We start from the raw sequence: 24,748 nt of genomic DNA, 5'->3' as shown, positions 1-24,748 counted from the left end.
CAGAGTAATACCCAAAAAATTGGGATCACCATTATGGATATTTTGTATGAAGATAAATCACATATGCCCATATTGCATGAAAGACGCTTTTAACAATAGTATTTTAGAAACTCTCAGCTTCAGACTAACTCCCCACATGCTTCACGATAGTGGTGTACATGAAATCAAGTGCCCCAAAGGGCACGAATATTCTGTTGTGTTAAGAGCTGCCAAATATGAAATCCTATATGACGTAGGTATGAATTCCCTGGGTGATGGTTATACTCGAGAGTCTGTATCATCTTTCGCTAGTTCATTAGAGCGTTTTTATGAATTCTTTATTAAATTTCAAATAACTAGCAGTAAAATTTCTCCAGAATTGGCTGAACAGGCTTGGAAAACTGTTTCGAACCAATCGGAGCGGCAGCTTGGTGCATTTACGTACTTATACTTGTTATCCCTTGGAAAACTACCACCAGAGCTAAGCAGTAGCGACCGAGGATTCCGAAACAAAGTAATACATAAAGGCTACATTCCATCAGTAGATGAAGCTATGGGTTTTGGAAAGGTTGTTTACGAGCATATTATGGCTGTGGTGTCTGATCTTGAAGTGAAGTACGGACGCAATAAGCTTTTCGAGTTTTATACAAGCCATCTACCTCAGGGGCGCGCTAATTGGGTAGTTAGTGAATCAGCAAAATCTATGAGCTTATCACGCACATCTGGAGGGACCTCTGTGGTTGATTTTGAAACTATGCAAAGAGCCTTTGTACGAAGATGAGTTTACTAGCGCTTATACCCTGCAAACTGCATAGCGGATAAATACTAAGACGTTAAACCGATAGAGAGCTACGATGTTTTATAAAAAAGTTGGGCTATTTGAAATAAGAGCTTTTTATGACCAAGGACAAAATACACTCATAAATAAGGTTACTTATAAGAGAAAATTAGTTGAAACTGAAGTTCTTGATGATCATATATCAAAAAGTTATATCGGTTATAGACTGATTCTTGATGACCTCAAGAACATAGTTTTATGGGCAAAATTGGTACTTGATTATTTAGATAAAAAGGAAAGAACGGATACCGACAATGTTGTATTACATAGCCTTTTTATATCTATAGTGACTACCTACTGGAAATGTTTCGCAGATACAAAAGGTCGCAATGGTACTAAGCTCAATTGCTCGAATTTTCCTAAAAAATATGTAGGCATACATAATGAAATTAAGAGAATCAGGAACAACTTTGCCGCTCATAGTGGTGATGATCCATTTGAAAGTGGGTATTTGCTTAAAGTGACGGACTGTCATGATAAAAATAGATTCGGAGCTTTTACTTTACCCATACACCGTAAAGCTCAGCATGGTGATAAAAAACTTACAAATAATATAATTCTTTTAGTAGAAGCCATCATTGAAGAAATAAAAATGAAGCAAGAAAAACGATTGCAAAAAATAATGGACGAATTGTTTTAATAATTAGCTCAAACAAAAGGACTTTAGTTGAATACACACTGTTTCATGCGTTATTTTCGTTGTAAGTTAACTGGGGACACTGCATAGATTAGCGTTACTCCACAGAAATTTTAATCCGAAACCCACAAATTAGAGCTTAGATTCTAGCTAGCTTTTGTCCAGAAGTGAGCTACAACGAGTATGATACTTTAATACTCGGTTGTGGCTCGGTTCGGACTAAGTTGTGGCAATTAGTATGAATCTTTATTTTTGGTCATATTTAATCTAGAACGGTACGAGCTGGGGTTATTGGTTGTTCAGTATGGAACTTTATTTCTCTCCAACAGTTTAAGCGATAAAAATCGCGAAAACTGTACTTTAATAACTATTAAATTGAATCTATTTATGTATTCATTACAAATTGAAAATCAGCTATATTGTTGCGATACAAACTTATTAGGAAAATACAATGTCTGAATTTTTAGAGATCTTAACTCATGCTCGTCGTTTAAAAGCTTCTGTTAAAGAGTTATCTGTTGCTGAACTAAAAGATGTGTACGAAAAGTTAGGCAAGATCGTTGCTGAAAGAGAAGAAGAAGCGAATGCAGAAGCAGAAGCAAATGCTGAGCGTATCGCGAAAATTGCAGAACTTCAGAAGATGATTGAGTCAGCTGGTTTATCACTTGATGATCTTGGCGGTGTTACTGCTAAAGTAAAAAGCACAAGAGCACCACGTCCAGCTAAATATTCAATTGTAGTTGAGGGCGAAACTGTCACTTGGACAGGGCAAGGTAGAATGCCAACTGTTTTCAAACAACAAATTGAAAATGGCCGTTCAATCGAAGACTTTTTGATCTAAATTCCTCGTCTATAACAGAACAGACTGATGAAAGTCTGTTCTGTCCCAAAGCTTGATAGCATTTATTTAGTGAAACGAAAACGGTCTAATGAAGTAAACGCGTATGCGCGCTAATAAAATGTTATAAAGCGCTTTTTAACTAACTGAAGCCGTTATTTAGAATGATGTGACCTAAACTTATGAATATAATAGCGAATAAGCAATGGGTGGCATTGTTAGTTGTTTATTATTATCAGGAGTTAAAATGAGTTTAATTGTTAGATATATGGAACAAGAAAGAAGCCGTGCTGCGCTAATTTCTGTATTAAGTCATTTGCAAGAATGTGACATGATTGAAGATGACCGTGCTCAAGGTATTACTCGTCAAATCATCGGCGAAGGTACACTGGATAACTTAAGCGAAAGGCAAATTTATCGCTATGAGCAAGATGTACTTCCTCTAATTGATCGTAATTGTGAGGGCAGAATTGACATTGAAGACCTAGAAAACGGTTATTTGCGTGAAATGGAACTAGGTGGAGTCTATTGTCAGCACTGCATGTATGACATTGAGAACATGCCAAGATAACCTGAGCTAACGCGCATTCATACAATCTTTTTAAGAGTGATTCGCAACGCTTGGCATTTTTGCTATGCGTTGCGTTTTGTGTCTAAGGTGTTATGCGGCAACTTCCGTATTGCGCTGCTCACATACCCATAGAAATTTTAATTCGAAACTCACTAATTCGAGCTATAAATGTAACTTGGAAATGTCCCAAGAAGTGAGTTATCGCGGATGATGTAGAGTTCATTTTGGTTTGTCACACAATCTGTAGCAAAGCTAAAAATTTAGATTAACACTGTTTCTATTTTATCTAACTTTTTCTCTTGACCCACTTCTGTCAAGTACAAAAAACAAGCTAAAAGTTAGATGGTTTTGATAAAAGTTAGATAATTGACCCACAAGCCCCCGCCAGCATTGACTTTTCTAACTTTCAAATCTAACTTTTAGTTACATGTATTTTTTTATTTACTTCATTATTTACACATCATAGTAAACCGACATAAAAGTGCCCAGCTACCTGCTGGGCACTTTCACTTCAGACTAATAATTAAAGGCGTTCTAGGAATGTTTAGTCAGCTTAATCTCACTCTGATGCTGAGGTTTTTCAGTATGTGAATGTGGTGCAGAAAAGTGTTCATGATGAGCTTTGTGTGGTTCAGCCAAGGTTACTTTACCCTGCTCTATCCACCAATAACCTAAACCAACAATCACACCGCCACCGACAATATTGCCTAAGGTTACAGGTATTAAATTATTGAATATAAAGTTTGCCACGGTTAAATCGGCAAATTGTGCTTGAGTAACCCCTAAAGACACGAAGAACTCTGGGCTGGCGATTGATTGGATCATCATGCCCATAGGCACCATAAATAAATTAGCGATACTGTGTTCAAAGCCACTACTGACGAACATAGCCACAGGTAAAATTAACAGTAACGATTTCGTCAGCACATCACGGCTGGCAAAGGTCATCCACACACCTAAACACACTAACATGTTACATAAAATGCCTAAGCTAAAGGCTTGAATCCAAGTATGGTGCAGTTTGTGCTGTGCCACTTTAAGGGCATTTAATCCCCAGTTACCACCATCGAGATCATACATACCTGCGGCAGTGATCAAGCAAACCATCAACATAGCGCCGACAAAATTGCCGGCATATACGCGGCACCAACATTTGAGTAATTCAGCGCCAGTAACCTGTTTTTGTGCCCAGGCGACGGTACTGAGCACAGAACTGGTGAACAGTTCTCCACCGCAAACAACCACTAAGATTAAACCTAAACTAAAGGCTATTCCGCCAACGAAACGAACTAAACCCCAAGACGCATCGCCTGCGCCAGTGGTTACGGTTAAATAAAAAACAAAGGCTAAAGCGATAAATGCGCCAGCAAACACGGCTAAGCCAAAGGACTGCCAAGGTGCTTTAACCACTTTGCTTGTCCCGTAAATTTCAGCCTGATTGTAACAACTAAAATGAGCTGAAACCTGTGGCGCTTCATGTGCGCTGTTTGTCACAGTTGGAACTGATGACGATGGATTTGGGCTTTTCATTGCATAACTCCAACTTTAGATAAACAAACTTGAACGCGTAGCATAGGTATCTCCAGCAGCGCCATTGCGCAGATAACACGAATCAAAACCGAGATAATGATTTGCTTAGCTTAAATGATGATTCACTAAAGTCTCGCTTTGTATCATACAACGCGCTTATGCTGTGAAGCAGATATTGCTAAAGCGTGATGCTATTCACACCCAAAATGTGAAAACTTTGAAGCCAAAAACACAAAAGGTTAATTGGTCTTACCACGGCGACCCGATTTTCATCGCGAGAATGTGGCTTAATTAAGATGGTATACGATGCATATTCTGCACGTTTCCATCTCATATTTAGCGAACTAACGCTTAAATTAATGCGCTATAGATTCAAGTTAACCTCAGCAATGACACATTAAATGACCAATAGCTTGATGCGTGTATCTCGGTATTCATTAAATTGAACCCACTATAACCCATACTTTAGCATTTACAGTTTAGTCCAACAGCAAGTAACAAGTTGCCTGAATCATAGCAAACGACTGTATTTAGCCACTCTTTAACCCTTCCTGAATGATTTAAGCATTGCATGCTTTATTTGATGGCGTTATGACATGCCGTCTCCTAAATCGACACTAAGTTAGCAAAGAAAAATAAATTAATACAAATAGCTAACATCAAACTTATTTTTAATATCATAACCACTGCGCCTACTGTGACAGCTCCCATTATCGAGCCGTGACTCCCACCAATCAAAATCAGCCTATACGAGGATAGATTTATCCTCGCTAAAGGTGGACAGTAAATGGGAACAATATAGGCAGGCTGATTTAAGAGATAATGGGGTTCAGATGTCACACCAACTTAAAAAGCGTGCCGTATTCCCTATTGTGGTAAAAAAATGCTACCTAGCTAGCAAATTTGGGATTAACAGAGCATAAATCAAGCCGTTTAAGATGCGATAGCGACAGACCTATGTTAATATGCTTATGGACAATTGGTCTTACCAATTATAAAGATTTATCAGTAGCCGATAATCAAAGTAAGCGAATATTTGTCATCTTATCGGGTATCAATAGACAGACTTTTGGAGTGACGAGCGCTTCAAAATCCAGTTCCCATCATAGGGCGTCATCATGAAGGGAGCTTTATTTCAGGAATTAGCTATTGGCTTATACTCAGCATTGCTTAACGCTGATCGCCAATAACCTTTTATCTCAACCAGAAGGTATTAGTACGATGACCGACAAAACTGAACTGTTTGCCAACGCATGGGAAGGCTTTACTCCTGGCGATTGGAAATCTGAAGTCAATGTACGTGACTTTATTCAACAAAACTACGCGCCTTTTGAAGGCGACGAATCCTTCCTCGCAGGTGCCACCGAAGCGACCACAAAATTGTGGGATAAAGTCATGGAAGGCATCAAACAGGAAAACCGTACCCACGCGCCTGTTGATTTCGACACAATGATGGTTTCAACCATCACTTCCCACGACGCTGGCTACATCAACAAAGAATTAGAAACTATCGTTGGCTTACAAACAGACGCGCCGCTAAAACGCGCTATGTTGCCTAACGGTGGTATTCGTATGGTGGAAAGCTCATGCGCCGCCTACGATCGTGTACTGGATGAAGATGTTAAATACGTTTATTCAGAACTGCGCAAAACCCATAACCAAGGTGTGTTCGATGTTTACACCCCCGAAATTATGGCCTGTCGTAAATCAGGTATTTTAACGGGCTTACCCGATGCTTATGGCCGTGGCCGTATCATTGGTGACTATCGCCGTGTGGCACTTTACGGTATCGATTACCTGATGAAAGATAAGTTTGCCCAATTTAGCTCACTGCAAGCGCAGTTCGAAGCGGGTGAAGAGTTATCTAACGTTATCCAATTACGGGAAGAAATTGCCGAGCAACACCGTGCATTAGGCCAAATGAAGAAAATGGCTGCCAAGTATGGCTTCGATATTTCTCGTCCAGCGACCAATGCACAAGAAGCGATCCAATGGACTTACTTCGGCTATTTAGCTGCAGTGAAGAGCCAAAACGGCGCTGCCATGTCATTAGGTCGTACCTCTTCATTCCTCGACATCTATATTGAACGTGATCTGAAAAATGGCACCTTAACTGAGCAACAAGCTCAGGAAATGGTTGACCATTTCGTGATGAAATTGCGTATGGTGCGTTTCCTACGTACCCCTGAATACGACGAATTGTTCTCAGGCGACCCAATTTGGGCGACGGAGTCAATCGGCGGTATGGGCTTAGATGGCCGTACGTTAGTGACGAAATCAAGCTTCCGTTTCTTGAACACACTTTACACTATGGGTCCAAGTCCAGAGCCAAACATCACGGTATTATGGTCAGATAAACTGCCAATCGGTTTCAAAAAATATTGCGCCAAAGTGTCTATCGACACTAGCTCAATCCAATACGAAAACGATGACTTAATGCGTCCAGATTTCCAATCAGACGACTATGCAATCGCCTGTTGTGTGAGCCCTATGGTTGTGGGTAAACACATGCAGTTCTTCGGTGCTCGCGCTAACTTAGCGAAAACCATGCTGTATGCGATTAACGGCGGCGTAGACGAAAAACTGAAAATCCAAATTGCCCCTAAAGCAGACATGATCACAGACGAAGTGCTCAACTTTGATGATGTGATGAATCGCTTAGACGGTTTAATGGATTGGTTAGCGACTCAATATGTCACTGCACTGAACTCAATCCACTACATGCACGATAAGTACTCTTACGAAGCCGCGCTTATGGCGCTGCACGACAGAGACGTACGTCGCACTATGGCTTGTGGTATTGCGGGTTTATCTATCGCAGCCGACTCACTGTCTGCCATCAAATACGCCACAGTAAAACCAGTGCGTGATGAAAACGGCATAGCCGTTGATTTCGATATCAGCGGTGACTATCCAAAATTTGGTAACAACGACCCACGTGTAGATGATATCGCCTGTGACTTAGTTGAACGTTTTATGGCGAAAATTCGTGACCGTAAAATGTATCGCAATGCGATCCCAACGCAGTCAATTCTGACCATCACCTCAAACGTGGTTTATGGTAAGAAAACCGGTAACACACCCGATGGTCGTCGTTCAGGTGCGCCATTTGCACCGGGTGCAAACCCTATGCATGGCCGTGATGAAAAAGGCGCAATCGCTTCATTAACTTCAGTGGCAAAACTCCCATTTGCCCACGCTCAAGACGGTATCTCTTATACCTTCTCAATCGTGCCAAATGCGCTGGGTAAAGATGATGATGCTCGCCGTACCAACTTAGCGGCATTGATGGACGGATACTTCGACCACAATGACAAAAAAGAAGGTGGCCAACACTTAAACGTCAACGTGATGAACCGCGAGATGCTCGAAGATGCCGTTAAGCATCCAGACAAGTATCCACAGCTGACCATCCGTGTTTCTGGCTATGCAGTGCGCTTCAACTCACTGACTCCAGAACAACAACAAGATGTGATCACGCGTACGTTCACAAAAGGTCTGTAAGCTAAATTAGTCAAGGCTGTAGTACACTGTGCTACAGCCTCACTTATTTTAACAGGAGTCACAATGGCAGTTATCGGTCGGATCCACTCGGTGGAATCCTTTGGCACAGTAGATGGTCCCGGCATACGGTTTATCACCTTTATGCAGGGCTGTTTAATGCGCTGCCAATATTGCCACAACCGTGACACTTGGGATCTTGATGGTGGAAAAGAAGTTCTGGTCGATGAGTTAATGAGTCAAATCATCAGCTATCGGCCTTTTCTCGATGCCAGCAATGGTGGTGTTACGGCCAGTGGTGGTGAAGCCATTTTACAGGCCGAATTTGTCGCCGAATTATTCACGGCTTGTCAGCAAGAAGGTATTCATACCTGTTTAGATACCAATGGTTTTGTACGTAAGTACACGCCAGTGATTGATGAGTTGCTCGACCACACTGACTTGGTCCTGCTCGACATCAAGCACATGGACGATGAAAAACATATTGAGTTAACCAAAGTCAGCAACCATAGAACATTACAGTTTGCGCAGTATTTGGCAGAGCGTAATCAAGCGACGTGGATACGTTATGTCGTAGTGGGCGGATTTACCGACGATGAAGCATCGGCATTACAACTGGCCGAGTTTATCAAGCCCATGAAAAACATTGAAAAGGTAGAGTTACTACCCTATCACGAATTAGGTAAACATAAGTGGGAAGCCATGGGCGAAAGCTATCAACTCGATGGAATATCCCCCCCGAGTCGAGAAACCATGGAAAAGATCAAAGCAGTATTTGTCCAACAAGGGATTAACGCGATTTATTAATCCACAGTAACAAAAGAGCCAAAAGGGATAACCGCGGCAACAGCCTAAAGTTCTTCCCAATAACTGGCATCTAAACGCTCAAAGGCTATTTTTAAAATCAGTGCCATATCGAGGTAACAGGCTTTAGCGCCTAACGTGTGGCAATTGATACCCATGGATGACAACTTCGCACTCAACTGGTTAATCCAGTCGAACAGCGTTAACGGTAATGGATGGCGAGCTCGCCAGCCTAACCACAGCAGCCCCTGTAACGGTAAGCTGATGAAAAATAAACCGAGAGTGACAGCTTGGGGCAGAAATGCCCAACCGTGAATATACAGCTGGCTCATGCTCACAAAAATCGCCAGCACTGGCATCACCAGTATGGCGAGCTGAGTCGCTCGGACGACCCGATACTCAGGAAAATAAAAACCCAGTTGTCTAACCATAGGCCAAGTCTTCATATACTGATGACCATCACCTAAGGTTTTGAGGATCTTAATGCTCAATCTTAGACACCAACTACAATGGAATACTGCTCTTACCATAGCACAATCTGGCGAATCGCCCCAAGACTGATATGGTAAAAACACCGCAGTTCCTCATTATTTTGAATCGTTATATTAAACACAATGGCAAAGGGTTTACACATGTCAAATAAACTGGTTTTAGTTCTCAATTGCGGTAGCTCTTCTCTCAAATTTGCCGTCATTGACGCGCAAACAGGTGACGACCAAATTTCTGGCTTAGCCGAATGTTTTGGTTTAGAAGACTCTCGCATTAAATGGAAAATCAACGGCGAAAAACATGAAGCAGCCTTAGGTGCATTTACGGCTCACCGTGAAGCAGTTGAATACATTGTTAATAAAATTCTTGCGGAACAACCTGAATTAGCAGCAAAAATTCAAGCCGTTGGCCATCGTATCGTTCACGGTGGTGAGAAATTCACTCGCTCAGTGATCATCGATGAGAGCGTGATCAAAGGCATCGAAGACTGTGCTTCATTAGCTCCACTGCACAATCCTGCTCACCTTATCGGCATCCGCGCGGCAATGGCCTCTTTCCCTAAATTGCCACAGGTTGCTGTATTTGATACCGCTTTCCACCAAAGCATGCCAGACAGAGCTTATGTCTACGCCCTGCCTTACAAGTTATACCGTGAGCACGGTATCCGCCGTTATGGCATGCATGGCACGAGTCATTTATTCGTTAGCCGTGAAGCGGCAAAAATGCTCAACAAGCCAATTGAAGAAACGAATGTAATCTGTGCTCACTTAGGCAACGGCGCGTCAGTCACCGCCATCAAAGGCGGCAAAAGTGTCGACACTTCTATGGGCTTAACCCCATTAGAAGGTTTGGTCATGGGCACACGTTGTGGCGATATTGACCCTTCAATCATCTACCACTTAGTTCATCAACTGGGTTACACCTTAGAAGAAGTGAATAACCTGATGAACAAGCAAAGTGGTCTGCTGGGTATTTCCGAGCTGACCAACGATTGCCGTGGCATAGAAGAAGGTTACGCCGAGGGCCATAAAGGCGCGACCTTAGCCTTAGAAATCTTCTGCTACCGCTTAGCCAAGTACATCGCCTCTTACACTGTGCCACTGGGCCGTTTAGATGCAGTCGTCTTCACCGGCGGCATTGGCGAAAACTCAGATTTAATCCGTGAAAAAGTGCTCAACATGCTGGAAATATTCAATTTCCATGTCGATAGTGAGCGCAACAAAGCGGCGCGTTTCGGTAAGAAAGGTATCATCACCCAAGATAAAGGCACGATTGCCATGGTGATCCCAACGAACGAAGAATGGGTTATCGCCGAAGATTCCATTAAACTTATCAACAAATAAAAAGGCCTAAGCCGTTTGCTCACCCAAACGGCTTTATACCTTACGTAGCCGTACTCACAAGCAAATTTGCAGAAACTATTCTGCCAAAAACCATCGAAACTAGAGGTTTTTATGTCTCGTAATATTATGTTAATCCCCATAGGTACCGGAGTCGGCCTGACCTCCTTAAGCCTTGGGATGGTGCGCGCACTGGAGCGCCACGGGGTTAAGGTTCAGTTCTTTAAGCCTATTTCTCAGCTTCGTCCAAACGATAATGGCCCAGAACGCTCGACCACTATTCTGAGCAAATCGCCAACAGTCAATCCCTTAGAGCCCTTCGACATGGCCCATGCCGAAGCCTTAATTCGCGCCGACCAAATCGACGTCTTAATGGAGCAAATCATCGCCCGTGCGGCCGATTGCGCTAGCAACACAGAGACCTTAATTGTCGAAGGTTTAGTGCCAACACGTAATCATCCCTTCGCCGATGATGTGAACTATGCCATCGCTAAAGCCATGGATGCCGACGTAATTTTTATTGCCACACCAGGCAGTGATACGGCTACAGGGCTAATGAATCGCCTCGAAATCGCCTATAACTCTTGGGGCGGAAAAAAGAACAAACGCCTGATTGGTGCTGTGATCAACAAGATTGGTGCCCCCGTTGACGACGAAGGTCGCGCGCGCCCTGATCTATCTGAAGTCTTTGATCACCAAGGTGTTCAACGCTCAGATGCGGCCAGCATGTTCCAACTGCCGGGTAAGAGCCCACTGCGTATTTTAGGCAGCGTGCCCTACAATCTTGATCTTGTTGCACCTCGTGCATCGGATTTAGCGAAACATTTAAGTGCACGCATTCTGAATGCTGGCGAAATGCATACCCGCCGCCTGCGTAAAGTAACGTTTTGTGCCCGCAGTATCCCGAACATGGTCACTCATATTAAGACTGACTCCTTGCTTGTAACCTCAGGCGACCGCTCAGATGTGATCGTATCAGCCTGTCTTGCGGCCATGAACGGCGTGAAAATTGGTGCCCTGTTATTAACTGGTAGCTACGAGCCAGAGCCGGAAATCCTTAAGCTGTGTGAACAGGCCTTTGAAACTGGTTTACCTGTGTTCTTGATCGACAGTAACACTTGGCAAACCTCGCTCAACATTCAACGTTTCGACCATGAAGTACCCGTCGATGACGCGGTTCGTATCGATCTGGTGCAGGATTATGTGGCCAGCCACATCGACCAAACGTGGATTGAAAGCGTGACTAAAAACTCACCCCGTGAGCATCGCCTGTCACCACCGGCTTTCCGTTACAAACTCACGGAACTGGCGCGCGCCGCCCACAAGACTGTGGTGCTGCCTGAAGGTGATGAGCCGCGTACCATTAAAGCGGCGGCCATTTGTGCCGAGCGCGGTATCGCGCGCTGTGTACTTTTAGGTAAAAAAGATGAAATCCTGCGTATCGCCGCACAGCAAGATGTGGTGCTTGGCGAAGGCGTGATCATTATCGATCCAGAAGAGGTGCGCGATCGTTACGTAGAACCTATGTTGGAACTGCGTCGCAGCAAAGGCTTAACTGAAGTCGTTGCCCGTGAACAGTTAGAAGACAACATGGTGCTCGGCACTATGATGTTGGCGCAAAACGAAGTCGACGGTATCGTTTCTGGCGCGGTTAACACCACAGCCAATACCATTCGCCCACCACTACAATTGATCAAAACGGCACCGGGCTCAAGCTTAGTTTCATCCATCTTCTTTATGCTGATGCCAGATCAAGTGCTTGTTTACGGTGACTGTGCGATTAACCCAGATCCCAATGCTGAGCAGTTAGCAGATATCGCCATCCAATCGGCGGAATCAGCAAAAGCCTTCGGTATCGAGCCAAGAGTGGCGATGATCAGCTACTCAACTGGCAACTCAGGTACAGGTTCTGATGTGGATAAAGTGCGTGAAGCAACCCGTATTGCCAAAGAAAAACGCCCAGATCTGATTATTGATGGTCCATTGCAATACGATGCGGCGGTTATGCCAAACGTTGCACGCTCTAAGGCGCCTAATAGCCCTGTCGCTGGTCAAGCTACCGTTTTCGTGTTCCCAGACCTTAATACAGGCAACACGACTTACAAGGCCGTACAGCGAAGCGCCGATCTGATCAGTATTGGTCCTATGCTGCAAGGTATGCGCAAACCTGTGAACGACTTGTCTCGCGGCGCGTTAGTCGATGACATCGTCTACACTATCGCACTAACGGCAATTCAAGCCGCACAAAACGACGCAGCGAAAGGCTAACAGCATTAAATCTGCATAGCGTTACGCACAAAAAAAGCACTGGTTATTACCGGTGCTTTTTTATGCTCAAATTTAGCGTAAACCATACAGTTGATCGCAAGAATCGCTTAATGGATGAGTCGAAATTGCAAAAGATGAAGAAAAAACGAGAAATATCAAATTATGCAGTGTGAATAAGCTCGGCAAATTGCGAAAAATATCCACAAGTAGAAGTGGAACATAATGGAAAGCAGAAAAGCGTCACTTTTTAACCAGCAAATAAAGCAAGACAATATCAGTGACTTACAAAGTATCACTGAAGTCTTCAACATAGTTTTCCACAGTTTCTGTGGATAACCTTTTTATATGACTCCTAACTATATGCCACACACATGAGGTTTGAGTCAATGCTTTTCACAATAGACAGCGAATCACGACAAGACTTGTACATTACAGCTAAAATCGCGATACTCGGAACAAATTTCAATAACTAAAACTTATGCGAACTCTATTTTTTTTCTCTCTCCTGTTCCTCTTCGGTTGTGGCGATCCCTCAACGCAAGAGCAACGCCAGTTATCACCGGAAGAAGTGAGCTTAGGCTTTTTTAAAGCGATTTATGTTGATCGTAATGTTGAACAAGCCAAGCAATACGTCGACGATCCCATTAAACAAGTGCTCACCCATTACCACATTGCCGCAGCCGTACAGCGTAATATGCTCGGCCTATCTATGACCAATGTTGAAATGGAAATTGATGATATCGATATCGACTTCTTCCGCAAATTTACCAAAGACGTCATTGTTGTGGTCAAAATGAAAGGCCTTAAAGGTGGTCAACCATGGATTGATGACAGGACCATACGCCTACACAAAATTGGTAGCCAATGGATTATCGTCGAACTTCTGCCTGAAAAGCGCAAAGTTAACGGTTAACCCCCTTTCTTGCCTGCTTTCACCGCGCATACCTTGTCATACAATCATCCTGCTTACTTTCAGCCAAAAAAATAGCAACCCTAAGGTTGCTATTTTTTTGTGCTTGTTCTGTTATTTCCGACTCATAAGTACCGTCAGTTTAATCGTTATCGATTAAGCCTGGATCACTTCTTCTTCGCTTTCAGCAGGTAAAGACGTTAGTACATCGTCTTTCACTTGATAATAAGCATTTTCGTATTCATGAACTTCCATAACAACTCCTGCTTGATTGGGTAAGGTCGCAGAGGCTTGCCATTCTATGCTGACATTTTGCCTATGAGGAAAGGGATACATTCCGTGGGCTGGAGTATAACAAAGCAAAAGCCACAATTACAGAAAACTTTCAGTTTTGTATTACCAAGCATAGCATTTAAGGCTGGTTATCATTTAAATAGCTCACAATCAGTGATTCGACATGAAAGACTTTCACTTTCTACGAGGATATTGAGGCCATGCTGACGCCATTTCATCATTCGCTTTATACACAAAAGCGATTAACAGAAATCGCTTACATAAAATGAATCTAGGGAATGCCATTAGATGTTCAGGGCAGGCTTTATGGTGAAATTTCCACCCTCAAACACTTAGACCAACATCAAGTAAGTAAAGTGATTGAAACCTATGGGCGATCGCAGCTATCAGAGCGATTAAGCTACTGAAGAATAAGTGCTGTGTAATAAGCGACAGTGTAGAAAGCTAAACACTCAACCTAAGCCGACAAAAAAGGCCAGTTAAGCTAAATCAGGCCTAGGCTTGAGTCGATAAGCGGTAGCGAAGCACCTTAAGTGACTTCTCTTCCGACACATCCATAAAGGCTAGCGGATTGGCTAAGCGCTCTATGTATTCGAGTGCAGGTGCTGCTTCCGCTACCTGTTGACGCAGGAAAGCGGTATCGAGTTCAGGTGCATTTAGACACAGTAATACTTCGCCATTCTCGGCAAGCAACTCAGGTAACCGCCTAATTAAACGCACATAATCCTTAGTCGCAACAAAACTGCCCTTCTGATTGCTCGGTGGATCGGCAACAACAATGTCGTAGGGACCGAGCTTTTTCAGTTTGCCCCAAGATTTAAAAATATCATGGCCTAAAAAACGGGCTCCCGCGCTAAAGCCATTCAGCAAATGGTTCTGCTTACCTATGCCTAATGCACCTTTGCTCATGTCCATATTCACAACTTCATCGGCGCCCCCTTGTAATGCCGCGACCGAGAAACCACAGGTATAAGCGAACAAATTAAGCACCTTTTTATAACGGGCGTTTGCTCTAACCCACTCGCGGCCATTGGCCATATCGAGAAAGAGTCCGTGATTTTGTCCGCGCATTAGATGCACCTGAAACCGTGCGCCATTTTCGCTAACAATATGCGGCTCAGGCAATTCACCTTGCAATAATTGGGTAAACGTCTCCCCCGCACTACGGTATTGGTAGACTAAATTCAATTGGCTATCTGGCCGAATAGCTTGCCAGCGCGCTGCAATCGCCTGTTGGCAAAGGGTTAAATCCGTATCCTCCAAGGGAGTAAAGCTGGTCAGCAATAGTACGGGTGCAAACCAATCTAAACATAGGTGCTCACAACCCACGTAATGCCCACCGCGACCGTGGAATAACCGCACCGCATCATCACCTAACTCAATTGTCGCTAGCGCTTGTATAAAACTTTGCATCTTCTACTACTTACTCTCAGTTGCACTTGTATTGGCTTCATCGCCATTGGGAATTGAATTTTCCGTGTTACTGGCCAAGTACTTATCTTCGATATCGTCCGATAATAAAATGGCTAACCAATTACCACTCTTACTCGATTCGAGGGCAATTTTAACCACCATAGTCAATGGCACTGACAGCAACATGCCCACAGAACCTAATAACCAGCCCCAGAAAATTAATGATAAAAATACCACTAAGGTCGATAACCCCAGGCCGCGCCCCATAAATTTAGGCTCAATGATATTGCCCATCACCATGTTGGCACCCACGTACAAAAGTGCAGTCCCCCCCGCAGCCGCAGGGCCAAGCTGAATAAAGGCCAACAACACCGCTGGAATGGCGGCAATGATAGAACCAATATTGGGAATGTAATTAAACAGGAAAGCAATCACCGCCCATAACATGGCGTAATCCACGCCGATGAAGGTCAATCCCACACCGACGATGATCCCAGTAGCCAAACTCACTAAGGTCTTGATCACCATGTACTGATTCACAGATTGTAAAAAGCGGTCAATCTGCTTTAAGCGCATATCGGGATCGTCCAATGCCAGATGCAATTTCTTTGGCAGCGACTGAGCTTCAAACAACATAAAGACGATAGTGAGGATGATCAGAAATAAATTCGCCATCACATTGCCGACACCCGATAGCATATTCGTGGTCATGGACAAGGCCATACCTGGGTCAAAATAGGCTAATACCTGATCCTTCGAAATCTGAATATTTAATGCCTGTAATTTATGGATAATCCACGAAAACTGCTCCACCAGCTGATCGCGATATTGGGGCAATTGTTTAGAAAACTCATTGACAGAACTGCCGACGACCGAGGCTAACCATAGGCCCATCAAAACAATAAAACCCATCAAGAGGATCACTGCCAGCCATTTAGGCACACGGAACTTTGTCATCAAACCGATTGCAGGATTACAAATCACCGCAAGAAAACTGGACAGCACAAACGGCACCACAATCGGGCTCGCCGCCTTAATCCCTGCCAAAATAATCACTACAAAGGCCATAACCGCAAAGCCACGATAAGCAGCAGAGGGCGCATTAGGTCGAGTCATTTATTAAAAATCCTTCTTGATCTTAGATAAAATTGTTAGGCTAACCCTTGAAACCACTTAACCTCAGAAACTTTAGCTTAAGATAGCCATTTGTCATTATGAAACCAGAAACCGCGATTATACGCATTAAAAACTTAAGACTTCGTACTTTTATTGGCATTAAAGACGATGAAATCCAAAATCGCCAAGACGTGATCATTAATGTCGTGATCCATTATTGTGCCGAACGTGCCCGCAACAGTGACAATGTCGAGGATGCGCTCAATTACCGCACAATCACCAAAAAGATCATTGAACTGATTGAGAATAACCGTTTCTCATTACTCGAAAATCTCACCAGCCAAACGCTGGCCATCGCCAGTGAGCATCCTTGGGTTGAATTTGCCAGTGTCGAAATAGACAAACCCCATGCACTACGCTTTGCCGATTCAGTCTCGATGGAGTTATGTTATCAAAAATAATCTGGCTAAAAATACTCCGACTAAGTGATCGTTGCACACCGCATTTTGGTATATATCCGCAGAGCTTAACCAATTAAGAGAGGTTCCATGAATATACTGATCACCGGCGCAAGCGGCTTTATTGGTCGCCAATTAGTCGAACGACTGGCGCCATATCATCAACTGACGTTATTAACTCGCTCAGTGCAACAAACACAAAAAGTGCTCGGCAATCAGCACCATTACCTCGAGAGTCTCGATGTGCTAAGCAACTTAAATCACATTGATGCCATCGTAAATCTTGCGGTGAACCCATAGTCGCTAAACGTTGGAGTAAAAATCAGAAGCAACGCATTTGTGATAGTCGCTGGGATATTACGGCAAGATTAACTCAGCTAATACAACAGAGTAGCACTCCTCCTCAGATCATGGTGAGTGGTTCGGCAGTCGGTTATTACGGGCGGCACGATGATAAATTACTCGATGAGTCTAGTGGTGCCCATGTTGAGTTTAGCCATGACATCTGTCGAAAATGGGAGCAAGAAGCGCTAAATGCAACCTCAGAGCACACACGAGTCTGCATTATCCGTATTGGTATCGTGCTAGGTAAAGGTGGTGCCTTAGAGAAAATGTTACCGCCATTTAAACTCGGACTCGGTGGCCCAATTGGCCATGGACGCCAAGGTATGAGCTGGATCCATGTGCAGGATCTCATTTCCCTTATTGATTTTTTACTCACTCAACAACACTGTAAAGGCATATTTAATGCCACAGCACCCAATCCAGTGAGTAACGCTGTGTTTACCAAAGCGCTCGGAAAAGCACTTAATCGCCCAGCGTTAATCACGACCCCACCGCTTGCATTACGCTTAGCGATGGGCGAAATGTCGGAGCTGCTGACGGAAGGGCAATTTGTTTACCCCAAACGTGCCCTCGAAGCGGGTTTTCAGTTTCAATTCAGTGATCTCGATAACGCCTTAACAAACGTGTTAGCCAAATAGGCTAGCACGCTAGCGCCTAAACTCAGCTTTAATATGCTGATAAAATCAGTGGCTAATGCAGGTGGATCTTAGTACTCAAATCCGCTCAACAGCTAGGTATATTGTAACGTCAATCTTGCCATTATTTTAGCAACACTAGAAAAACAAGAATGTAACATCATGATTTATATTATGATTTAGCGACAATCCGTCCATTTTCTGCTAAACTCGCCTCCATTCGGTCATAGGAGGCACGCATTAACCGCCTCAGCCTTGACCACAGATAGACTCAGCAACACCTCATAAATAGACAGTTATTTATGCTCAGGAACAGGCTATTTAATCTGCTGTTCTTGGTCTGTAGACCATAAAACGATACACACTCGCGCCTACTCATCCTTTAAATTTTTTATCGGATTGACACTGATCTGTCCTCGACATCAAGCGCTTAACATCCAGCATTAGCAGGTACTTAATAACAAGATGGGTTACTTCTCATTGGACATTGTGCCCAATGAAATGCCCGCACTAAGACAGTTTGTAAGGAATTTTCATGCACATGACCTATATGATTGGCGAGCTAGAATCATTTTTAATTGCCATTTTCGTGCTGTTTATCGGCCACTCTATCAATCGCCATGTACGTGTCTTCAGGCAATATAATATCCCCGAACCCATAGTGGGTGGCCTTGTTGTCGCCGCGGGAGTCACATTTCTTCACTTTCAAAATATCAGTCTCGACTTCAGCCTATCACTGCAAAATACCTTAATGCTGATGTTTTTTAGCACCATTGGCCTCTCGGCAAACTACAAGCTATTGCTCAGCGGTGGTAAAAAAGTCTTCATCTTTTTAGGTGTAGCCTCAATGTATATTGTGATTCAAAATGCCGTCGGCGTCAGTTTAGCCAGCCTATTGGGGCTCGATCCCATCATGGGACTTATCGCAGGATCAATTACCCTGTCGGGCGGCCATGGTACCGGCGTTGCTTGGTCACAAACCTTTGCTGAGCGCTACGGTATCAACACCTTAGAGTTTGCTATGGCCGCGGCAACTTTTGGTTTGATCATGGGTGGGATCATCGGTGGCCCCGTCGCGCAGCGATTAATCGGTAAGCATAATCTTGTTTCTCGCTATGGGGTTGGCCGCAAGCATCACAGTGAACATCCGCATTTAGTCACTTATGATCACTTAGAAGAAGACCAAGTCACCGCCAAAACCATATTAGAAACTCTGTTTGTGCTGTTGTTGTGTGTTGCAGGATCAAAATGGCTCACGCTGTGGATCAGCCAATCGGGTATTGCATGGCTAAAGATGCCCGACTTTGTATATGCTCTTTTTCTTGGCGTGCTCATCGCTAATCTCACAGAACTCACCCGCGGTTACAAACCCCATACCGAAAGCATCGATGTGATAGGGACTGTCGCGCTGTCACTCTTCCTCTCAATGGCCTTAATGACTTTAAAATTATGGGAAATTTTTGATTTAGCGATCCCGCTACTGGTGATTTTACTGGTACAAACCGCAGTGTTGGCCATTTTTGCCTATTTCGTGACGTTCAAAGTCATGGGCAGTAATTACGATGCTGCGGTGATCACCGGTGGCCACTGCGGCTTTGGTATGGGTGCAACCCCAACAGCGGTAATGAATATGGGCGCGCTAGTATCACGCACAGGGCCATCACCCCAAGCCTTTATGGTAGTACCTATCGTCGGTGCCTTCTTCATCGACATAGTTAACTTAATTGTCTTACAGGGCTATCTGAGCTTTATGAAGTAGTTGTTTATAACTCAATCACTTAAAAAATAGGGCGCCGACTTTGGCGCCCTATTTCATGGTTCAAAATAGTTAAGACTAGAATTCACGCATTAAGCGTTCAGGCCGAGGCAGGTAATAATCATCATAATCAAGGGAGAAAACGACTGAACTTGAACGGCCAACAATCTCATCACGGGGCACGAAGCCAATAACCCGAGAGTCTGCGCTGTTATCACGATTATCACCCAGTGCTAAATAATGCGCATCCGGCACTGTGACAGGTCCAAAATTGGCAAGCCTTGAGGGTACTGGGTTAAGGCGAATACTGTGGACCATACCGAGTAAATTTTCCTGCATTTCTGTCACATCAGCGGGAGCATAAGCACTCAATGCTTGGGATGTGTAGCTAAGCAGTTCGCCGTTTAAATACAAGCGATTATCCAGCATCATCACAGTATCGCCTGGCACAGCTATTACCCGCTTGATCAGTTTTTTATCGGCCTTTTTCGAGTCAAATACCACAATATCGCCGCGAGCAGGATCTGCCAGTTTAACTAATGCAATATGCGTAAATGGCACCCTAAGATCATAAGCCATCTTATTAACAAGAATGCGATCACCCTCGACGATAGTCGGCAGCATAGAACCCGATGGCACAGTATTCCAATCGGCCACAGCGCTCCTGAACACTAACATTAAGCTGATAAACAGAAAAAAGGAGCGATTATCCTTAAGCAGTTTTGTTATTCCTTTGAACATAATATTCCCTCTATGGCATATATAAGCTAGTCGCTGTTCTCAGTTAGATAGACCCATTGCGTTGCACTAAGTTCTGTTGCTACCTGCTTAAGCACAGATCAATTTGTAAGCCGATGTAAAAAGCATATTCAATTCAAGTGCAGCAGAATCAACCCCATAACAAAAAAGCACTGAGCTTATGTCGCATCAGTGCTTTTAATGTTGGCTCAGCTTGTTGTCTTAATAAGCTTTATGTTTTAGCCCATCAACAGAGTTCACAAACCGCCCTAGCTCCCAGCCTTTAATAGCTCAGAGCAAGATTGGCTGAGCAATTGTCGACAACGCCAAACCCCTAGTAAGGCGACGATTAAGGCTCCAGAAACAGGGGCAATACCCCACCAAGGCCAGTGCATGTATACATTAAGTTCAAATACTTGCGTCTTAAGTAGATATAACGCAAATTCGGCCACAATTACGGCTAACACACCCGCAATACCGCCAAGTAAGGCGAACTCTAAACCCGTTGCACTGCGCAATAACCATCCTGAAGCACCAAAGGTACGTAACACCGCCAGTTCACGTTGCCGAGTTGCCATGCCAGCCTCAGTCTGTGCAATCAAGACTAAGGCACTGGCTAATAACACTAAGGCCAGCACTAAAGACAAGGACAGCGACACTTGCTCAATTATCTGCCGCAACTGCCCCACCATAGCGCCAACATCTATGATAGATATGGTCGGAAATTGCTGAATAAGCGCAAGGATCACTGCATCCTTAGGCGTACCATCAGCATTAATAGTCTTATCGTTAGTCGCCTGATCATTCAAATAAAAACTCGCCATCGAGGTATACGCAAAAGGCGCGAGCGCTTCTTGGGTGAAAATCATAAAGAAGTTCGGTTGCAGTGTTTCCCAATGCACGGCACGAATACTGGCAACTTTAACTGTGAGCTCTTGATTATCAATCACGTAAGTCAGCTTATCGCCAAGACCAATACCTAGACGCTCCGCCACGCCGGACTCCACCGACACTTCATCGGCGGCTTGATTAAAATGCCCCTCTAACAGTTCGTTGTTAGCAGGTAGTGTATTGCGCCACGTTAGGTTTAACTCGCGCGAAATGCCCACTCTTCCCTTTTCACCCGCTTCTGACTGTTCATTCGAAATCAGCGCTTCACCGTTAATTTGAGTTAATCGGCCACGGATCACCGGATAAATGTCTGTCGCCACTATCCCCTTCACCGTCATGAAATCATTCAAGGGCTTTGCATCATCAGGCGCAATATTGACAAGGAAATAATTAGGCGCATTTTCGGGCAACTGTTTTTGCCATTCGTTAAGTAAATCTTGTCTTAGCGCCAAAATCGTCAATAACAGTACCAGTGCAGCGCTAAAGCCAACCAATTGCACCGCATTTTGCCGCGCACGACGCCTTAGCCCCGCCAGTGCTAATTGCAAAGGATTGGTAGTCTTCATACCAACACTGTGTCCTGCTCGTATCATCACAAATCCAAGCAGACTTAATAGCACAGCCAGCAATAGCACAGCCGCGACCACAGTCAGAGTCAAAGTCCAACTTTGGGAATACAAATAGCCCAGTAGCGCCATAGCCCCTAGACTCAGTAGCAAATGCAGCCACATACCAAGCTGTAAGCCTTCTAACTGGCGCTGCAACACCCGCAGTGGCGGAATAGCCAGTAAACGCATCAATGGATAAGCCGAAAACATAAAGGCGCTGATGAGCCCAGTGCTGATACCGAGTAATAATGGCCGTGTGAGTGGCGGTGAATAGGCCGCAATTTCGGGTGGCAATAGATAACTGATCCCAAAATCGAGTAACCCTCCCCCAATTAGACCTAGACCAATTCCCAGTAGCGTTACCAACAATAAATGAGTACCAAACAACAGGCGAATTTGCTTTGCCGAGGCGCCAAAGGTTTTCAGCATGGCAACCACATCGTAATGGCGCTGACAATAACGCTGGGCGGCAATACCTATCGCCGCGCAGGCCAATGCAATGCCCATCAAACTTGCCAGCAGTAAGAAGCGCTCCGCTCGCTTAACCGCTCCCGCAATCGGTGAATCACCGGATTGCACATCGACCCAACGTTGGGTGCTATTGAGAAGCGGTTTAACACTTTGCTCAAAGGCCGTAAGCGAGGCTTCATCGCCAGCAAATTGATACAGATAAGTCACGCGGCTGCCTGGTTGAATAACACCTGTTTTGGCGACATCCTCCATCCGCATCAATACCACAGGCGATGAAGCAAAAGGATTAAAACCTGCGTCGGGTAAGCGGCTGATCTCATTGCTGAGCACAAATTCGCTGTTACCTAGTTCGATGGATTTGGGATAACCCAAAAGTCCGCCTAAACGAGTCTCAAACCAGATTTCGCCCGCTTGAGGTAACGCCTTTGTTTTACCGCTGGTGAGTTCAATATCCCCCTTAAGCGGGTAACCCGACTCTACGGCGCGTACAGTGACTAACTGAAACTTATCTCCCGAATAGACCATGGAATTAAATTGCATGTTAGTCACATGCTTAAGCCCAAGCGCTTCGGCTTTGGATAAAATCGCCGCATCAATTTTAACCGGCGAATCGATAATACGGTCGGCCGCAATAAACTGTGAAGCTTGACCACTAATTGCCACTTGCAGACGTTCACTCACCCGCGCCAAGCCACTCACAGACAAAACTGCGAGCGTAATAGCGAGGATAATCAATAACAATTGTCCTTGCTGTAACTCGCGTTTAAACAGGCGCCATGCCAGACTTAACTCCATTATTAAGCCTCCTTAACATCAGCTAGCAGTTCTGTTTGAGTGATATCTTCCTGTAAATGGCCGTTATCCATCACTAGTTGACGCTCACACCGCTTGGCCAGCAGCAGATCATGGGTAACAAGGACTAAGGTTGTATGGCTTTCTTGATTAAGCTCAAACAACATATCGGCAATCTTATGGCCGTTGACGCTGTCTAAATTGCCTGTTGGTTCATCGGCAAACAAAACTGTAGGTTCACAGATAAAAGCGCGGGCAATCGCCACCCTTTGCTGTTCACCACCCGAAAGCTGTTTGGGTAAATGGGTCAAGCGATGGGATAAACCAACACGCACCAACATGGCCTGCGCTTTTTCCTTGGCATTGCTCACGCCCGCAAGCTCGGCGGGTAACATGACGTTCTCGAGTGCAGTTAAGGTATCCACTAACATAAAGGATTGAAAAATAAAGCTGACCTTCTGTTTACGCAGTGCCGCTTTTTGCTCTTCATTCAGTGGTGATAATGCCACACCATCGAGCCAAATCTCCCCCGACGTAGGCGTATCAAGCGCCGCAAGCAATCCCAATAAGGTGGATTTGCCTGAACCTGATGGGCCGAGAATAGCCACACTCTCACCTTGCTTGACATCTAAGTTAATGCCCTTGAGGATAGTGAGCGTTCCTTCCTGAGTAATCACTGATTTTTCGAGGTTAACAACATTAATGGCACTGTTTTTTAAGATGACGTTAGACATAGGATCCTTCTTATATAAATCGTTCTGGTATCAATCGCTAAGATTAAAATCAATGGCGAAGACCCTAGGGGCATTCATCCTACTGAGTGTACTCATGGTCACGCCCGCTCACGCGGCAAAGATACTGATCCTCGGCGATAGCTTAGGCGCTAGCTACGGCATGGCAGAACAGTCAGGCTGGGTAGCACTACTGCAAAAAAATCTGCCCGAACATCAGTTTACCAATGGCTCAGTGAGCGGCGAAACCACAGCGGGCGGCCTACGCCGATTACCCGCCTTGCTCGATTCTGTTGCTCCCGATCTTGTGGTCGTTGAGCTAGGAGGTAATGATGGTTTACGTGGATTCCCCCCAACGCAACTCGAAAATAATCTAATCCAAATCATTACCCTAGCCAAAGATAGCGGCGCAAAAGTGCTGCTGACCGAGATCATGGTACCGCCTAACTATGGCCCTCGCTATACCCAAAAGTTCACCCAAGTGTATCAAGACATATCTAAAACCCAGGATATAGTGTTGATCCCCTTCTTTATGCAGGATATCGCGCCCCATCCAGAATTAATGCAAAGGGATGGCATTCATCCCAACGAAAAGGCGCAAGCTCAGATTGCGGCTTGGATGCAACCATGGATAGAAAATGCGTTAACCCAATAAAATAGCTGCTATTTTAAGCTAACGAACCGCTTACTTAGCTAAACTCATGTTCAACGGATAAAAACGTGTTCTAACGCAAGATTCACCCTATAGATAAACAGTAAAATTCGTGTTAGCAAATGGTTAACTCAAACAAGGAG

General features: G+C 44.4%; 19 protein-coding genes and 1 pseudogene. 13 read left to right on the top strand and 7 right to left on the bottom strand.

The window, feature by feature from the left end:
* Positions 1-46 precede the first annotated feature (46 nt).
* The 4 genes from CKQ84_RS16965 to CKQ84_RS16950 all read left to right on the top strand — a co-directional run bounded on the left by CKQ84_RS16965 (position 47) and on the right by CKQ84_RS16950 (position 2,863).
* Positions 47-760 (top strand): hypothetical protein, encoded by a 714-nt coding sequence (locus CKQ84_RS16965; protein ID WP_105252141.1) that lies wholly within the window; start codon positions 47-49, stop codon positions 758-760.
* A gap of 73 nt (positions 761-833) precedes the next feature.
* Positions 834-1,457, top strand: coding sequence for a hypothetical protein (locus CKQ84_RS16960; RefSeq protein WP_105252140.1), 624 nt, complete (start codon positions 834-836; stop codon positions 1,455-1,457).
* A gap of 448 nt (positions 1,458-1,905) precedes the next feature.
* Positions 1,906-2,295 carry an H-NS family nucleoid-associated regulatory protein gene (locus CKQ84_RS16955; RefSeq protein WP_105252139.1) on the top strand — a complete coding sequence of 130 codons (390 nt, stop codon included), beginning with the start codon at positions 1,906-1,908 and terminating at the stop codon, positions 2,293-2,295.
* A 244-nt stretch (positions 2,296-2,539) separates the two neighbouring features.
* On the top strand, positions 2,540-2,863 hold the full coding sequence (locus tag CKQ84_RS16950) for a hypothetical protein (RefSeq protein WP_105252138.1): 324 nt from the start codon (positions 2,540-2,542) through the stop codon (positions 2,861-2,863).
* Positions 2,864-3,397: 534 nt separating this feature from the next.
* On the opposite strand, the gene focA is transcribed toward CKQ84_RS16950, so the two are convergent.
* Positions 3,398-4,393 (bottom strand): formate transporter FocA, encoded by a 996-nt coding sequence (focA, locus tag CKQ84_RS16940; RefSeq protein WP_105252136.1) that lies wholly within the window; start codon positions 4,391-4,393, stop codon positions 3,398-3,400.
* Between the two features lie 1,221 nt (positions 4,394-5,614).
* Here focA and pflB point away from each other — a divergent pair.
* Together pflB and pflA are read left to right on the top strand one after the other, a co-directional pair.
* Positions 5,615-7,897 carry a formate C-acetyltransferase gene (gene pflB / locus CKQ84_RS16935; protein WP_105253096.1) on the top strand — a complete coding sequence of 761 codons (2,283 nt, stop codon included), beginning with the start codon at positions 5,615-5,617 and terminating at the stop codon, positions 7,895-7,897.
* Between the two features lie 63 nt (positions 7,898-7,960).
* Entirely contained in the window at positions 7,961-8,701 is a 741-nt protein-coding gene (gene pflA / locus CKQ84_RS16930; RefSeq protein WP_105252135.1) for a pyruvate formate lyase 1-activating protein, read from the top strand.
* 44 nt (positions 8,702-8,745) lie between these two features.
* Here pflA and yfbV read toward each other — a convergent pair whose 3' ends face one another.
* Complete coding sequence (yfbV, locus tag CKQ84_RS16925) at positions 8,746-9,189, bottom strand: terminus macrodomain insulation protein YfbV (RefSeq protein WP_081729091.1); 444 nt, start codon at positions 9,187-9,189, stop codon at positions 8,746-8,748.
* 141 nt (positions 9,190-9,330) lie between these two features.
* On the opposite strand from yfbV, the gene ackA reads away from it, so the two are divergent.
* The 3 genes from ackA to CKQ84_RS16910 all read left to right on the top strand — a co-directional run bounded on the left by ackA (position 9,331) and on the right by CKQ84_RS16910 (position 13,708).
* Entirely contained in the window at positions 9,331-10,530 is a 1,200-nt protein-coding gene (gene ackA, locus CKQ84_RS16920) for an acetate kinase (protein ID WP_105252134.1), read from the top strand.
* 111 nt (positions 10,531-10,641) lie between these two features.
* Entirely contained in the window at positions 10,642-12,795 is a 2,154-nt protein-coding gene (gene pta / locus CKQ84_RS16915; protein ID WP_028760976.1) for a phosphate acetyltransferase, read from the top strand.
* A 478-nt stretch (positions 12,796-13,273) separates the two neighbouring features.
* Complete coding sequence (locus CKQ84_RS16910; protein ID WP_105252133.1) at positions 13,274-13,708, top strand: hypothetical protein; 435 nt, start codon at positions 13,274-13,276, stop codon at positions 13,706-13,708.
* A 786-nt stretch (positions 13,709-14,494) separates the two neighbouring features.
* Here the strand turns inward: CKQ84_RS16910 and CKQ84_RS16900 are convergent.
* On the bottom strand, positions 14,495-15,412 hold the full coding sequence (locus tag CKQ84_RS16900; RefSeq protein ID WP_028760978.1) for a class I SAM-dependent methyltransferase: 918 nt from the start codon (positions 15,410-15,412) through the stop codon (positions 14,495-14,497).
* 6 nt (positions 15,413-15,418) lie between these two features.
* Positions 15,419-16,528, bottom strand: a complete 1,110-nt coding sequence (locus tag CKQ84_RS16895; RefSeq protein ID WP_105252132.1) for an AI-2E family transporter — start codon at positions 16,526-16,528, stop codon at positions 15,419-15,421.
* Positions 16,529-16,626: 98 nt separating this feature from the next.
* Here CKQ84_RS16895 and folX point away from each other — a divergent pair, with 98 nt between their 5' ends.
* The 3 genes and pseudogenes from folX (at position 16,627) to gltS (ending at position 19,725) form a co-directional block, all read left to right on the top strand.
* Positions 16,627-16,989 (top strand): dihydroneopterin triphosphate 2'-epimerase, encoded by a 363-nt coding sequence (gene folX / locus CKQ84_RS16890; protein ID WP_105252131.1) that lies wholly within the window; start codon positions 16,627-16,629, stop codon positions 16,987-16,989.
* Between the two features lie 87 nt (positions 16,990-17,076).
* Positions 17,077-17,969 (top strand): annotated as a pseudogene (locus CKQ84_RS16885) (TIGR01777 family oxidoreductase).
* A gap of 532 nt (positions 17,970-18,501) precedes the next feature.
* The gene (gene gltS, locus CKQ84_RS16880) at positions 18,502-19,725 is read left to right on the top strand and encodes a sodium/glutamate symporter (RefSeq protein ID WP_105252130.1); all 1,224 of its coding nucleotides are present in this window, start codon (positions 18,502-18,504) and stop codon (positions 19,723-19,725) included.
* A gap of 75 nt (positions 19,726-19,800) precedes the next feature.
* Here the strand turns inward: gltS and lepB are convergent, their stop codons facing one another.
* The 3 genes from lepB to CKQ84_RS16865 form a co-directional block, all read right to left on the bottom strand.
* Positions 19,801-20,463, bottom strand: coding sequence for a signal peptidase I (gene lepB, locus CKQ84_RS16875; protein WP_105252129.1), 663 nt, complete (start codon positions 20,461-20,463; stop codon positions 19,801-19,803).
* A 266-nt stretch (positions 20,464-20,729) separates the two neighbouring features.
* Complete coding sequence (locus CKQ84_RS16870) at positions 20,730-23,225, bottom strand: ABC transporter permease (RefSeq protein WP_105252128.1); 2,496 nt, start codon at positions 23,223-23,225, stop codon at positions 20,730-20,732.
* Between the two features lie 2 nt (positions 23,226-23,227).
* Positions 23,228-23,956, bottom strand: a complete 729-nt coding sequence (locus CKQ84_RS16865) for an ABC transporter ATP-binding protein (protein WP_028760984.1) — start codon at positions 23,954-23,956, stop codon at positions 23,228-23,230.
* Between the two features lie 52 nt (positions 23,957-24,008).
* On the opposite strand from CKQ84_RS16865, the gene CKQ84_RS16860 reads away from it, so the two are divergent.
* The gene (locus tag CKQ84_RS16860; protein ID WP_028760985.1) at positions 24,009-24,608 is read left to right on the top strand and encodes an arylesterase; all 600 of its coding nucleotides are present in this window, start codon (positions 24,009-24,011) and stop codon (positions 24,606-24,608) included.
* The last annotated feature ends 140 nt before the right edge of the window (positions 24,609-24,748 follow it).

Source organism: Shewanella sp. WE21, from assembly GCF_002966515.1.
In the GTDB taxonomy this organism is placed as follows: domain Bacteria; phylum Pseudomonadota; class Gammaproteobacteria; order Enterobacterales; family Shewanellaceae; genus Shewanella; species Shewanella oncorhynchi.
This window is presented reverse-complemented; position numbering and strand designations above follow the sequence as displayed.

What these genes read in the sequence shown, in the direction of transcription:
- CKQ84_RS16910 (WP_105252133.1), top strand. Translation starts at nt 13,274, where the DNA reads ATGCGAACTCTATTTTTTTTCTCTCTCCTGTTCCTCTTCGGTTGTGGC.
- CKQ84_RS16860 (WP_028760985.1), top strand. Translation starts at nt 24,009, where the DNA reads ATGGCGAAGACCCTAGGGGCATTCATCCTACTGAGTGTACTCATGGTC.
- CKQ84_RS16865 (WP_028760984.1), bottom strand. Translation starts at nt 23,956, where the DNA reads ATGTCTAACGTCATCTTAAAAAACAGTGCCATTAATGTTGTTAACCTC.
- CKQ84_RS16965 (WP_105252141.1), top strand. Translation starts at nt 47, where the DNA reads ATGAAGATAAATCACATATGCCCATATTGCATGAAAGACGCTTTTAAC.
- CKQ84_RS16950 (WP_105252138.1), top strand. Translation starts at nt 2,540, where the DNA reads ATGAGTTTAATTGTTAGATATATGGAACAAGAAAGAAGCCGTGCTGCG.
- ackA (WP_105252134.1), top strand. Translation starts at nt 9,331, where the DNA reads ATGTCAAATAAACTGGTTTTAGTTCTCAATTGCGGTAGCTCTTCTCTC.
- CKQ84_RS16900 (WP_028760978.1), bottom strand. Translation starts at nt 15,412, where the DNA reads ATGCAAAGTTTTATACAAGCGCTAGCGACAATTGAGTTAGGTGATGAT.
- lepB (WP_105252129.1), bottom strand. Translation starts at nt 20,463, where the DNA reads ATGTTCAAAGGAATAACAAAACTGCTTAAGGATAATCGCTCCTTTTTT.
- CKQ84_RS16955 (WP_105252139.1), top strand. Translation starts at nt 1,906, where the DNA reads ATGTCTGAATTTTTAGAGATCTTAACTCATGCTCGTCGTTTAAAAGCT.
- pflA (WP_105252135.1), top strand. Translation starts at nt 7,961, where the DNA reads ATGGCAGTTATCGGTCGGATCCACTCGGTGGAATCCTTTGGCACAGTA.
- CKQ84_RS16960 (WP_105252140.1), top strand. Translation starts at nt 834, where the DNA reads ATGTTTTATAAAAAAGTTGGGCTATTTGAAATAAGAGCTTTTTATGAC.
- gltS (WP_105252130.1), top strand. Translation starts at nt 18,502, where the DNA reads ATGCACATGACCTATATGATTGGCGAGCTAGAATCATTTTTAATTGCC.
- folX (WP_105252131.1), top strand. Translation starts at nt 16,627, where the DNA reads ATGAAACCAGAAACCGCGATTATACGCATTAAAAACTTAAGACTTCGT.
- focA (WP_105252136.1), bottom strand. Translation starts at nt 4,393, where the DNA reads ATGAAAAGCCCAAATCCATCGTCATCAGTTCCAACTGTGACAAACAGC.
- CKQ84_RS16895 (WP_105252132.1), bottom strand. Translation starts at nt 16,528, where the DNA reads ATGACTCGACCTAATGCGCCCTCTGCTGCTTATCGTGGCTTTGCGGTT.
- pflB (WP_105253096.1), top strand. Translation starts at nt 5,615, where the DNA reads ATGACCGACAAAACTGAACTGTTTGCCAACGCATGGGAAGGCTTTACT.
- pta (WP_028760976.1), top strand. Translation starts at nt 10,642, where the DNA reads ATGTCTCGTAATATTATGTTAATCCCCATAGGTACCGGAGTCGGCCTG.
- CKQ84_RS16870 (WP_105252128.1), bottom strand. Translation starts at nt 23,225, where the DNA reads ATGGAGTTAAGTCTGGCATGGCGCCTGTTTAAACGCGAGTTACAGCAA.